Origin of the sequence: Methylovulum miyakonense HT12 (assembly GCF_000384075.1) — a bacterium.
GTDB classification, from domain to species: Bacteria; Pseudomonadota; Gammaproteobacteria; order Methylococcales; family Methylomonadaceae; genus Methylovulum; species Methylovulum miyakonense.
In genome coordinates this window covers 2225210-2237429 of record NZ_KB913025.1, presented here as the reverse complement: position 1 = coordinate 2237429, position 12220 = coordinate 2225210, and the positions used below count along the sequence as shown (strand labels likewise).

Genomic DNA, 12220 nt, shown 5'->3' with positions numbered 1-12220 from the left:
GGCCGGGTTACGACTGTAAGACCTCAAAATGGCATGGCATTATTAACCGTCCTGTTCATCCTAGCCATCGCCAGCATCGCCTTAGTCGCAATGTCGAGCAGCCGCCAGTTGGATATACGCCGCACCGAAAACCTCCTGCGCTCGGCGCAAGGCATGGACACAGTTTATGGTTTGGAAAGTTGGGCGGGCAAAACCTTAAGCGAAGATGCACGGGCCAATAAAAGCGACAGTTACGAAGAGGCCTGGGCGCGGGTATTGCCGGAAACCGCCGTGCCAGGCGGCAGCATGACGGCGGCAATCGAAGATTTGCAAGGGCGCTTTAACCTGAATAATTTGCTGGTCGACGGCGAACCCAGCGGCCTGGACATTGAGCGTTTGCGCCAGTTAATGGAATCCCTAAAAATCAAAACCAACTCGATTGACGCCATCTTGGACTGGCTAGACGCCGACAACAAAATCCGTTATCCCAACGGCGCGGAAGACGAAACCTATTTGGACAAAGCCACACCCTACCGTAGCGCCAACCGGATGTTTTCCGATGTCAGCGAACTGCTCTTGGTGCATGGCATCAGCCGCGCCGATTACCAACGTTTGCAACCTTATATTTACGTCGCCGACACTTACGCGCCCATCAACATCAACACCGCCGACAAGCTAATCTTGCGCAGTTTGGTGGCCGGTTTTCCGGATAAAAACCTAGACTCACTGGTGCACGCGCTCAAGGAAAAACCCTTCACTAGCCTGGACGATTTCCTCAAACATGAAGCCGTTGCCCCCTTGGGCCTTGGCAAACACGGGCTTAGCGTCAACAGCGGGTTGTTCCTGCTCAACAGCCGTGTCCAAACCGGCAAAATCACCTTAAATTTTGCCAGCCAACTTAAACGCACCGAAAGCGGTGAAGTCACCGTCCTCAAGCGACAACGCAGGAGCCCTGAACATGGCTGAGACCTTACTCGCCAGAATGATCCCCAACCCGCCGCTGTATGAGTGGGCCAGCCTATCCGCGCCTGACACAGTGCAACATGGCAGTTTGCAACAGCTGGCAAGCTCCGCAACCAACGCCAGCGTCATTTTGCTGCTGCCCGCCACCGACGTGCTGCTGTTCACCGTCGAATTGCCCGTCGCCCATCGCCAAATCGCCAGAGCCCTGCCCTACGCGATAGAAGACTGGCTGGCCAATGAAGTGGAAACTTACCATCTGGCCTGGCACAAATTGCCGGACGGTTTGGTAGCGGTTGCCGCCATCGCCCACGAACGCCTGCAACACCTGCTCCAGCCCTGCCACGACGCCGGGATCAGATTGGAAGCCGTGTATGCCGAAACGCTGCTGCTGCCTTATCAGGAAACGGGCGTTTGCGTATTGCTGACAGGCGGCCACGCCGCCGTACGGTATGGGCAATGGCAAGGCGGCGGTTGTGACCAGGATTTTTTGCCTTTGTTTATAGAAAAAAGCATCGAAAAAACCTTGCCTGACAAGCCATTGCCGGCACATCTGCAAGTTTGGAGCGACCAAGCTTGCACCTTGCCGCGGCCTGACGGTTTGCAAACCACTATCGAACTGATTGCCGAACCCTTAGTGATGTTGGCGGCAAACCTGCCCGACAAACCCATGTTGAACCTACTGGCCGGACAATACCGCCCCGGCAACACCGCCCAATTCCGCTGGCGACACTGGCTACCCGCCGCCACGTTATTGTTGCTCGCCGTCGGTTTGCAATACGGCATCGTGCTGGACCGCTATTGGCAAAGTGAAAGTGAATTGCAGGCTCTGGAAACCACGAATAAGGACTTGTTCAAACAAACCTTCCCCCACCTAAAACGCATCGTCAACATCAAAACCCAAGCCGAACAGGAACTGATCGCTTTGCGCAAGCAAGGCCATAACGGCGGCAGCGTGTTTTTGCGTTTGCTTCATCAAACTGGCGAAGTGCTTTCACAACATCCTGACCTACAATTGCAAGCGCTGGAGTTTGCCAACAACACGCTCACCCTACAGCTCACCTCCAGCGATGTCGGGCAAGTTGACCAATTCAAACAAAGCCTACAAGACACGCACGGCCTGGGCGTAAAAATGCTTTCGGCAGACCCGGATGAAAACGGCGTCACGGCGCGTATCGACATCAACGAGGGCAGACAATGAACCCCATCAACCATTGGTTAGCAAAACTCAATGTCCGTGAGCGCGTACTGCTGTTCGGCGGCGGCGCAATATTGTTGGTGAGCGGCCTCTACGCCTACACCTACCAACCCCTCCTCGAAGCCCAGCAACAACTGGACACGGCTATCGAAAACCAGCAACGCCTTAACGGTTTTTTGCAAAGCATCAGCGGCGAAGTTACCACCCTACGCAGCCAAACCGCCACCAACGCGCCAGACACATCCGGGCAATCGTTATTAGGCATCATCGACAGCGGCAGCGAACAGGCGGGCATCAAACCCGCGATCAAACGCCTGCAACCCGAAGGCCAAGACAACGTCACCGTATCGCTGGAACAATGCCCGTTTGACCCGCTGATAGATTGGCTGGCCATGCTCAGCAGCAACAACGGCATCAGCGTCAAGCAAATTAGCCTGGGTCGTGAAGCGGGTGATACCGGGAAGGTTAAGGGTAAGGTTTTGTTGGGGTTGTGATTTCGTAGAAAACATAGCCTGTTACTCCTACCCACTGGCCGCCAAGGCAGGATGCCCTGCCCCCTTCGAACAGGACATTCATTAAAATCCCCCTTCCACAAGCATCATAATCACAATGAATGTCCAGCAATCCTCATTATGACACTCAGCAAAGTAGGCTGGGGTGTACCCCGCAGGGCATAAAACGCAAGGAACCCCAGCAGAGTCGCTTGTGGTGCTGGGATTGCGCTATCGCTTCATCCCAGCCTACAACACGGGTGTTTTGATAGCTGGAGGGGGCGGGATGATTTATCCCCGGAAAACCCAACTGACCGACCCCAAAGCCTGAAATAAGGTAGCTTGAGGTCATAATGAAAATTGCTAATGAATGTTGACCTTCTGATCCCTTTCCCCACCAAAATGCTACAATATCCGCTTTTTTAAATCCCCTCCCCCTATTCCTGTGCAAGCCAAACCGGACTCCCCCGTTTACAGTTGGAACCACATCAAAAAAATCGCGCTTGAACATAAAAAAGCCCTGGTTTATTCCCATTTGATTGCCATTTTGGCGACCATCGCCAGCGTGCCTGTGCCCTTGCTGATGCCCTTGCTGGTCGATGAAGTGCTGCTGCATAAACCTGGCCCGGTGATCGGCTTCATCAACCGTTTTTCACCGCCGGATTGGCAGCAACCCGTCCTTTACATCGGCGTGGTGCTGTTCGCCAGCGTGTTGTTGCGTTTGTTGGCGATTATTTTCAATATCATCCAGTTACGGCAGTTTTCGGTGATTGCCAAGGACATCGTGTTCCGCATCCGCAAGGATTTGATCGGGCGTTTGCGGACGATTTCGATGGCGGAATATGAGGGCCTAGGCACGGGCACGGTAGTGACACACTTGGTCACGGATTTGGACACGCTGGACAGTTTTATCGGCAACACCATCAGCAAGTTGTTGATTGCGGTGCTGACGACCATCGGCACGGCGGTGATTTTGCTGTGGATGCACTGGCAACTGGGTTTGTTTATCTTGCTGCTGAACCCCGTTGTGATTTATTTCACCCGTGTCGTCGGGGCGAATGTCAAGCACCTGAAAGCCAAGGAAAATTCGGCCTATGAAGTGTTCCAACAAGCCTTGACCGAAACCCTGGAAGCGATCCACCAAATCCGCGCCAGCAACCGCGAGGAACATTATTGCCAGCAACTCATTAACGCCGCGCTGTCGGTGAAAGACACCACCATTGCCTATGCGTGGAAAAGCGATGCCGCCAACCGTTTTAGCTTCTTTGTCTTCCTGTTTGGTTTTGACGTGTTCCGCGCCGGGGCGATGTTGATGGTGTTCTATTCGGATTTGACGATGGGGCAAATGTTCGCGGTGTTCGGTTACCTGTGGTTCATGATGGCGCCGGTGCAGGAAATTTTGAATATCCAATACAGTTTCTTTGCCGCCAAAGCGGCGTTGACGCGGATCAACCGGCTTCATGCCTTAAAACAGGAACCGCAATTCCCGCATCTGGCAAACCCGTTCACAGACCACAAAACGGTATCCGTCAGGGTCGATAACCTGCATTTCAGTTACGGCGAAGACAGCATCCTGAACGGCATCAAGCTGCATATCAAAGCCGGTGAAAAAGTCGCGTTGGTCGGCGCGAGCGGCGGCGGCAAATCGACCTTGATCCAAATCTTGATTGGTTTGTATCCTTGCGAGGCAGGGCGCATTTATTTTAATGAGGTGCCGATTGAACAGATTGGCTTGGATGTGGTTAGGGAAAATGTCGTCACCGTGTTGCAACATCCGGTGTTGTTTAACGACACCATCCGCGCCAACCTGACCTTGGGTAAACCCGTCGCCGATGCGGTGCTGTGGAACGCGTTGGGAATTGCCCAACTGGGCGATGTCATTAAAGATTTGCAACACGGCTTGGATACGGTGGTCGGGCGGCACGGGATGCGCCTGTCCGGCGGTCAGCGCCAGCGCATGGCGATTGCGCGGATGATGGTCGCCAATCCAAAAGTGGTGATCCTTGACGAAGCAACTTCTGCACTCGACAGCGAAACGGAATATAATCTGCATCAAGCACTTGCGGAATTTTTAAGAGGCCGCACCACGCTCATTATCGCCCACCGGCTCAGTGCCGTTAAACAAGCTGACCATGTTTATGTGTTTGAACAAGGGGTCATTTGCGAACAAGGGCGGCACGAAACCTTAATCCAGCAAAATGGCCTTTATGCCAAACTATACGGCGAGTACCAATAACCATGCCCGAACCTAGCCCTTCTGATCCGGCCAAGCCTGAAATTTATGACCTGCATTGCCATTCCAGCGCATCGGACGGGTCTTTGTCGCCCACTGCCGTAGTGCAACGCGCCCACGGGCATGGCGTGACCGCCCTGGCCCTGACCGACCACGACACCACCGCCGGGCTCATAGAGGCGCAAGCCTGTGCCGCTACCGCCGGCATTAAATTGATCCCGGGCATTGAATTGTCAGCCCAATGGCAAAACCAGTGTTTCCATATTATTGGCTTGGGGATTGATCCGGCCTACCCGCCGCTCGCCGAAGCCACCCACATCTTGCAAGGCACACGTATGAACCGCGCCGAACGGATTGCCGAAAAACTGGCGAAAAAAAATATCCCGGGCGCCTTGGCGGCGGTCATGGCGGCAGCAGGTGACGGCATGGTCACACGTAGCCACTTTGCCGATTTTCTGGTTGCCGGGCATCATGTCGACACCCAGCAAGAAGCGTTTGACCGCTATCTCGCCAAAGGCAAAGCCGCTTATGTGGCGACACCTTGGGCGGAATTGGCAGAAGCCGTGGGCTGGATCACCGGAGCCGGCGGCGTGGCGGTGTTGGCGCATCCCTTACGCTACAACCTCAGTGCCAATAAAATGAGAAAGTTGTTAGCGGTATTTAAAGAGGCGGGCGGACAAGGCATAGAAATCGTCACCGGACGGATTAACCCTGATGAAATCAAGCGCGCCGCCCAGCTTGCCAAAAACTTTGGGCTCTCCGGCTCCACGGGGTCAGATTTCCACACCCCCGACCAATGGGTGGAACTAGGCCGCTTGGCCGCCTTGCCAGCTAACATCCAACCCGTTTGGGAATTGCTGAATTGATTGTCCACGAAAAACACGAAAGACACGAAAATGCAAATATGCTCAGCCTGTGGAATAGACCTTTCAGGTTTTTTATGCCCCAGAGGGTATTAAAACGTGAAAGGTCTGAAAATATCTGCTGCTTTTATAGCCCATATCTTTTTTCGTGCTTTTCGTGCTTTTCGTGCTTTTCGTGCTTTTCGTGCTTTTCGTGGACAAATCTTCCAATCCTTCATGGTGGATCAGGCAGGTAAATGTTCATGGCATAGTATCGCCAACCCTATTGCGTTAAAATAATTCAAATTCAACCTACTAAAGAAGTCAAGATTATGCAAATCGTACTCGCAAACCCCCGTGGATTCTGTGCTGGCGTAGACCGCGCCATTGAAATCGTCGACCAAGCCATAGAAGCGTTCGGCGCACCGATTTATGTCCGCCATGAGGTCGTGCATAACCGCACGGTAGTGGATGGGCTGAAAGAAAAAGGCGCGATTTTTATTGAAGACCTGACCGATGTGCCAGTCGGCTCGTATTTGATTTTCAGCGCCCACGGCGTATCCAAACAAGTGCAAGAGGAAGCCAAGCAACGCAACCTGACCATCTTTGACGCCACCTGCCCGCTGGTCACCAAAGTGCACTTGCAGGTCGCCAAACATGCCAAATCTGACCGCGAAGTGATTTTGATTGGCCACGCCGGGCATCCCGAAGTGGAAGGCACGATGGGGCAATATGAAAAATGTACCGAAAACGGCGGCATTTACTTGGTCGAAACACCTGAAGACGTGGCGAACCTGAAAGTCAACAATCCTGACAATCTGGCTTATGTCACCCAAACCACCTTATCCATGACCGACACCCAAATCATGGTCGATGCGTTAAGGACACGGTTTTCATCTATCCAAGACCAGAAAAAAGATGATATTTGCTATGCCACCCAAAACCGCCAGGATGCCGTCCATGAATTGGCAAAATCTGCCGATGCGATTTTAGTCGTGGGTTCACCCAACAGCTCCAACTCCAACCGTTTGCGCGAAATCGCCGAACAACTGGGCAAACCTGCGTACCTGATTGACACCGCGAATGACATGCAGCAAGAGTGGTTTGCAGGCGTCGATGTCGTCGGCGTGACTGCCGGGGCGTCCGCACCGGAAGTGTTGGTACAAGAAGTGATCAACCAATTGAAACAATGGGGTGGCCAATCAACGATTGAGATCCAAGGCATTGAAGAAAAAGTCGTTTTCTCGTTGCCTAAAGGTTTAAGAAAAGCTAGCGAACAAGCCAGTGCCGCCTGAACTGGAATCCATCCGCTTAGATAAATGGCTGTGGGCGGCGCGTTTTTTCAAAACGCGCCCGCTTGCCGCCGAAGCCATCAACGGCGGCAAAGTCCATGTCAACAAACAACGCGCCAAACCTGGCAAAGAAATCAAAATCGGGGTGCAGTTGAACATCAGCAAAGACCAACTGCGCTGGGAAATCACCGTCACCGCACTGTCCGCCCAACGCCGCGCCGCCAAAGACGCGGCCTTGCTCTACGAAGAATCCACCGAAAGCCACGCGGCGCGGCAACTGCAACTCATCCAACAACGCGAACAGCGGGAATTCATGGCGCACAATGGCATCGACCACAAGCCGAACAAAAAAGAACGCCGCTTGATCCATCGGTTTAAGGAAGGTTAAGGTCATTTATGACACGAATACTAATACTTGTCTTTTGTTTCATTTGCTTACCTTGTTACCAAAAATTAGCGATTGGTGACGTAGTTGATGATGCGTTACAAAAGGCAGATTTGATGGAAATGGACGTCAACGACAAAGGTAAAATCAATCAACTAGTTCACACTGCAATCAATCGTTACCAAATCGAACGGCAAGGTCAAAAAATAACAATTGTTAGAACTCTTTTGAATGCTCCGCATAAAGAAAAAACGCCACTATATTTAACTGACAATATTAAATATATTGCAGAGAATGACGGCGAATATGGAGGTAAGCTAATCGCAATTTGGAAAAATAAACGTAAAAAGATTCTAATTGAAGAAAATATTGAGTCTATTCATCAAATAGGCAAAGCACTTTTTGTATTCACCGGTTTAAGCCACATGGGACTAAATCGTGGTGCTGTTTATAAAATTTCCGAATTCACAAAAGCCCCAAAAGTAACTAAGTTAACGCTTTTACCTGGTTCACCTATTAGTATAGATTTAAGCTTCGGAAATACCGCTACTTTTATCATCATCACGAATGATAGCCTAGTGCTCTTTATTCCAGAGTTAGAATTATTAAAAATCCTTGATCACCATTCAATTTGGGAAAATTTAAGTCCCAATGGCGCCATTCTTGTGGGTGACAAAATTCTTGTAGGAATGCATTCAGGTGTCGCAGTTATTGAATTGAATCGTTTTAATCTTAAATCAATCAGGCTATTTACCGAGAAAATAAACAATTGAGCTATAAATAAGTTGGCGGCTTAGGCAAGCCTGCGAATTTACAGGTAAATTTGAGTGACCCTTGAGCGGGTCGGTTTTTTGTAACCCCGTCCTTAACGTTTTGAAATATCATCAATCAATTGAAATGTTATGGAACGGGATTGCAAATCCCGTCCCGCGTAGTAGTGACTGCATAACATCAGGTTTTAACACATTTGGCTTTGGCTCTACGCCGACTCATTTTCCCCATCAGCCAAAACCTTATCGTAAACTTCGCGCAAACTAAGCATACAATCTATGCTTTCCAGCGATAAAGCCGCATCAAGTCCCAAGGCCTCGGATAATACCCAAACCTCACCTTGCCGCACATAGCGTTCAATAGCTGGCTGATCCTGCATGACCAAAAGATACTCACGTAAGCTGGGAATTCTACGGTAATGGCCAAACTTGCCGCCCCTGTCATAAGCCTCAGTGGAAGGCGACAAAACCTCAACCAACAGCGTAGGGTTGAGCAAAGTGTCCACATGGGCATCCTCAAATTCCGGCCTACCGCACACAACCGCAATATCGGGATAATGGTAATTACGAACGTCGGCAGCCTTAACCCGCATATCGTTGACGTAAGCCTCACAGGGCCTTTTTTTGAGTTGTTGGCTAAGCTCTCGGTAAATATTTCCTGAAACCAGATTATGCTCCCGACTCGCGCCAGTCATGGCAAAAATCTGCCCGTCGCGGAACTCGCTTTTAGACAACGCGCTACGTTCCATTTTTAAATAATCTTCGGCAGTAATATCAGTTTGTTTAAGTACGGCGAACATTGATCACCTCGAAAAAGCGTAATTTGTAATGACCAAGCATATCACGGCATTTAGTCCTTAACATACAACGTGACTTCACTAACCGGGAAATCTTTCAGCAGCAAAGCGGAATGCCGCTTACCTAGACAGGCGATCCATAATCCCTTTGTATTCAAACTGGCTTCCCCCTCCGCCAACCCCAATACCCCAAAACCGCCACCAACAACCACACCGTCACCAACGGCCCGATCACCCCATCATACCGGCTGACCAGGAACGCGGCATCAGCGTTGAAATCGGTGTTGAACAACGTTTTATTCATTTTGATCAGCCACACCCAGCAGGTATGGCAACCTATGCACAATCCCAAGCTGGCTTGGCGTTCTGTCCTCAGCAAGCCTAGAAAAACACCGACCATCAGCAAGGCCAAAAACGCGGCCAAAATATCCGGGTTAAACAAGTTGGCGAAGGCATCCACCAACAGGCCAAAGGTGTTGGGCAGCGTCAATTCTGCCGCAGGGATATTGCGGGAGGTTTTGATGAAATGCAGGCAGGCGTAATACGCCGCACTAATGATAATCGCCGCCGGAACGGGCAGTTTTTTCAGCAAGCCCGCCAAGAGTATCCCGCGAAACAAAGGCTCTTCAATCAAGGAAACCAATAGCGAAAGCAACACCGCGATGCTGGATTTTTCTAAAAACCAACTCAACGTCCACGCTTGTGACTCGTCGATGACATTGATTTCCAGCACCGTCAAAACGATGAACACGGGCATCAAGGTGACAAATCCCAAACCAAAACCTTGCCCTAGCTGTTTTAAGAATTGCTTGCCTCCGGCAAAACCCAAATCGGTTTTGGACAGTTTCAGCCACGCCATTGCCGGAAAAATACTCAGCACCAACAACACTTGCGTGGTTTTGTTGATGATTTTCTGCACGGGCAAACCATCAAACACCTGCACGATAAAAAAACCGCCGACACTTGCCAACACGGCGGCAAGCAACAACACCAACAGTGGCACTAGCGCATAAAACAATATCCGCATCACTTAAAATCGCCCCACAACATTTGCACCGCCGCCAAAGCCGTCAACGAGGCCGTTTCCGTACGTAAAATGCGCCGCCCCAAACGCACGGGGATGAACCCTGCCGCTTGTGCCAACTCACGCTCCTGCCCGGCAAACCCGCCTTCCGGGCCGGTCAACAAGGTCACTTTCATACCGTCCGGTTGCAGTTCGGCTAAGGAGGTTTGCGCATAAGGGTCGAGGAAGACTTTCAAGCCCTGTTGGTGGCCGACCCAGTTGGGCAGTTGCTCGATGGCGGAGAGTCCCGGCAACACCGCCCGGCCGCTTTGCTCGGTGGCATGTTGGATGATTTTTTGCCAATGCAGCCAACGTTGTGGTTTGGTTTCGCCTTTAAATTGCACTACGCACCGCTCGGCCAGCAAGGGCGTGATCTGGTTAACACCCAGCTCCACGGCTTTTTGCACCGACAAATCCATCCTATCGCCGCGGGAAATGCCCAAACCCAAGGTGATATGCAGCGGCGATTCGACACTGCGTGCTTGCCTTTGCCCCAAAGCAACACGCACGGACTTGCGGGTGACTTCATCGACTTGGCATTGGAATTCATTGCCATCGCCGTTGAACAGGGTAATCGCGTCGCCTGCTTTCAGCCGCAAAACGGAACGTAGATAATGCCCGCTGTCATCATCCAGCTCGATGGTTTGGCCTTGGTTTAATGGTAGGGGGGTGTAAAGTCTTGAAACGCGCATGGTGGTTGTTTATGGGAAGCGGTGGGTAAAAATAAGGCCTTTATAAAGCTGTGGCGGCGCATTGCGGGATGGTTATCGGCTTAAGTCACATACAAAAGCCTTTTAACCTTGCGTACTCGCCACGAAGGGCACGACTTTGTGTGCTTCGTGGTGAATCAGGGGGGCGGCTTTCAGCCATTTGTGCGGGGAGATATGAAGCCTTCAGCAAGCCTCCATCCCTGCTAAGCCCCAGTATATCAGGTACTTGATGTCCGTCGCACTTGAAACACCAATCAGTGCCCGCCCGGCAAGACAACCCGCCTATCCACGGATAAATTGCCTGGCAATCACCTCTCCCCAGGAAACTGGAAGGCGCCTTGCGGGCGTCAGCAAACATCAGGTAATTGTGAACTTATTTCCCGTGCGGCCGCTGATGAATAGCCAGCGTTGATCTGGTTTTATTGGGTACAGAAGCCGGAGTGTAGTGGACGTACATGGGAAAGCGGGCACGCGCAACGCCGCAATCGAACCGCGTGGCAGCTTTTAAAACACGTTCTAAGCTTTCACACAGGCCAAAGCCCGGTCAATTGGAAGTATCGGGTAAGGAGCCGTCCGTCATGGCGGCCAGCAGGGCCCTCGCCTCAAGCGAGTCGCGCGTGTCAAAACCCTCGGTGAGCACCGGGTAAGTTTTTTCCAGTAGCGCTCTAGCCAACTCGGGGCGGGATTGGCCCAGCCAGAGCTTCGCGAGACTGTTTGCGGCGCGCAACTCCAGGGAGCGGGCGCCCTGAAATTGCGCGATCCCGATGGCTTGCTGGAAATGACGTCCGGCTTCGGCGGGGGCCGATGTCCGTAGCGTCTCGCCTTTTAAGCGGTGCAATTCCGCTTCAAAATAGCGCTCGCCATTGCTTTCCATGATCTGAAATGCCTTTCCGAGCAGGATGCTGCATTTTTCTAGCGAGCCTGAAAGCAAGAAGGCCTCGGCACAATAGGCCAGCAAGAAAGTCTCGGATAAGTGCGCTCCCGTGGCCCAGTACAGAATGAGTCCGCGCTCGATGGTATCAATACCTTCCTCGATCCGGCCCAGGATGGTAAGCGCCCATCCGCGTTGGATAATCGCCGCCGCGGACAACAATGCAAAACCTTGCTCGTCGGCATGGCTTATGAATGCTTGGCAAGCGGCTTCGGTCAGTTCAGCTTCGCCGCGTAACTGGCGGCAAACGATTTCTCCCCATTGAATAAAGGCGAGTGAAAACGGTTGCGCGTCGGTCTCGGCCACGGCGATACCTTGTTCGATGTAGTTTAGGGCCTGATCGGGAAAGCCCCGCAGACAATGCGTTTTGGCCGAGAAATAAAGGCTCAGGACTATGGGATGGATGGCTGCTAGCGGGAACATGCCGCGCAGCTCGGGGCGGTAAAGCGACCGGCTCGCCTGAAAATGTTCTAGGGCGGAATCGAGACAGCCAGCATACAATCCAGCTCCCATCTTCCCTACATGGCCGGAACGGCCTCCCTTGCAAACATCAAAAGGCCGGATCAATC

The 12220-nt window shown here is 52.0% G+C and carries 12 protein-coding genes; 8 read left to right on the top strand and 4 right to left on the bottom strand.

Annotation, left to right across the window (positions count from 1 at the left end):
- The first annotated feature begins 33 nt into the window (after positions 1-33).
- The 8 genes from gspK (at position 34) to METMI_RS0111360 (ending at position 8153) form a co-directional block, all read left to right on the top strand.
- Positions 34-945, top strand: coding sequence for a type II secretion system minor pseudopilin GspK (gspK, locus tag METMI_RS0111395; RefSeq protein WP_019866427.1), 912 nt, complete (start codon positions 34-36; stop codon positions 943-945).
- A complete protein-coding gene (gene gspL, locus METMI_RS0111390) occupies positions 938-2140 on the top strand; it encodes a type II secretion system protein GspL (protein WP_019866426.1) in 1203 nt (400 codons plus the stop codon). The genes gspK and gspL overlap by 8 nt, the downstream gene beginning before the upstream one ends.
- Positions 2137-2631 carry a type II secretion system protein GspM gene (gene gspM / locus METMI_RS0111385; protein ID WP_019866425.1) on the top strand — a complete coding sequence of 165 codons (495 nt, stop codon included), beginning with the start codon at positions 2137-2139 and terminating at the stop codon, positions 2629-2631. Before gspL ends, gspM begins: the two co-directional genes overlap by 4 nt.
- Before the next feature lie 442 nt (positions 2632-3073).
- Complete coding sequence (locus METMI_RS0111380) at positions 3074-4864, top strand: ABC transporter ATP-binding protein (RefSeq protein WP_019866424.1); 1791 nt, start codon at positions 3074-3076, stop codon at positions 4862-4864.
- A gap of 2 nt (positions 4865-4866) precedes the next feature.
- Complete coding sequence (locus METMI_RS0111375) at positions 4867-5727, top strand: PHP domain-containing protein (protein WP_019866423.1); 861 nt, start codon at positions 4867-4869, stop codon at positions 5725-5727.
- Positions 5728-6035: 308 nt separating this feature from the next.
- A complete protein-coding gene (gene ispH, locus METMI_RS0111370) occupies positions 6036-6998 on the top strand; it encodes a 4-hydroxy-3-methylbut-2-enyl diphosphate reductase (protein ID WP_019866422.1) in 963 nt (320 codons plus the stop codon).
- Complete coding sequence (locus METMI_RS0111365; RefSeq protein ID WP_019866421.1) at positions 6988-7383, top strand: RNA-binding S4 domain-containing protein; 396 nt, start codon at positions 6988-6990, stop codon at positions 7381-7383. The genes ispH and METMI_RS0111365 overlap by 11 nt, the downstream gene beginning before the upstream one ends.
- An 8-nt stretch (positions 7384-7391) precedes the next feature.
- A complete protein-coding gene (locus METMI_RS0111360) occupies positions 7392-8153 on the top strand; it encodes a hypothetical protein (protein ID WP_019866420.1) in 762 nt (253 codons plus the stop codon).
- Between the two features lie 206 nt (positions 8154-8359).
- Here the strand turns inward: METMI_RS0111360 and METMI_RS0111355 are convergent, their stop codons facing one another.
- From METMI_RS0111355 to METMI_RS0111340, 4 genes are all read right to left on the bottom strand, one after another.
- A complete protein-coding gene (locus METMI_RS0111355; protein WP_019866419.1) occupies positions 8360-8950 on the bottom strand; it encodes a Uma2 family endonuclease in 591 nt (196 codons plus the stop codon).
- A gap of 151 nt (positions 8951-9101) precedes the next feature.
- Positions 9102-9974 carry a CPBP family glutamic-type intramembrane protease gene (locus METMI_RS0111350; protein WP_019866418.1) on the bottom strand — a complete coding sequence of 291 codons (873 nt, stop codon included), beginning with the start codon at positions 9972-9974 and terminating at the stop codon, positions 9102-9104.
- Positions 9974-10702 carry a 16S rRNA (uracil(1498)-N(3))-methyltransferase gene (locus tag METMI_RS0111345; RefSeq protein WP_019866417.1) on the bottom strand — a complete coding sequence of 243 codons (729 nt, stop codon included), beginning with the start codon at positions 10700-10702 and terminating at the stop codon, positions 9974-9976. The genes METMI_RS0111350 and METMI_RS0111345 overlap by 1 nt, the downstream gene beginning before the upstream one ends.
- A gap of 562 nt (positions 10703-11264) precedes the next feature.
- Positions 11265-12164 (bottom strand): ATP-binding protein, encoded by a 900-nt coding sequence (locus METMI_RS0111340; protein WP_232215208.1) that lies wholly within the window; start codon positions 12162-12164, stop codon positions 11265-11267.
- Positions 12165-12220 lie beyond the last annotated feature (56 nt).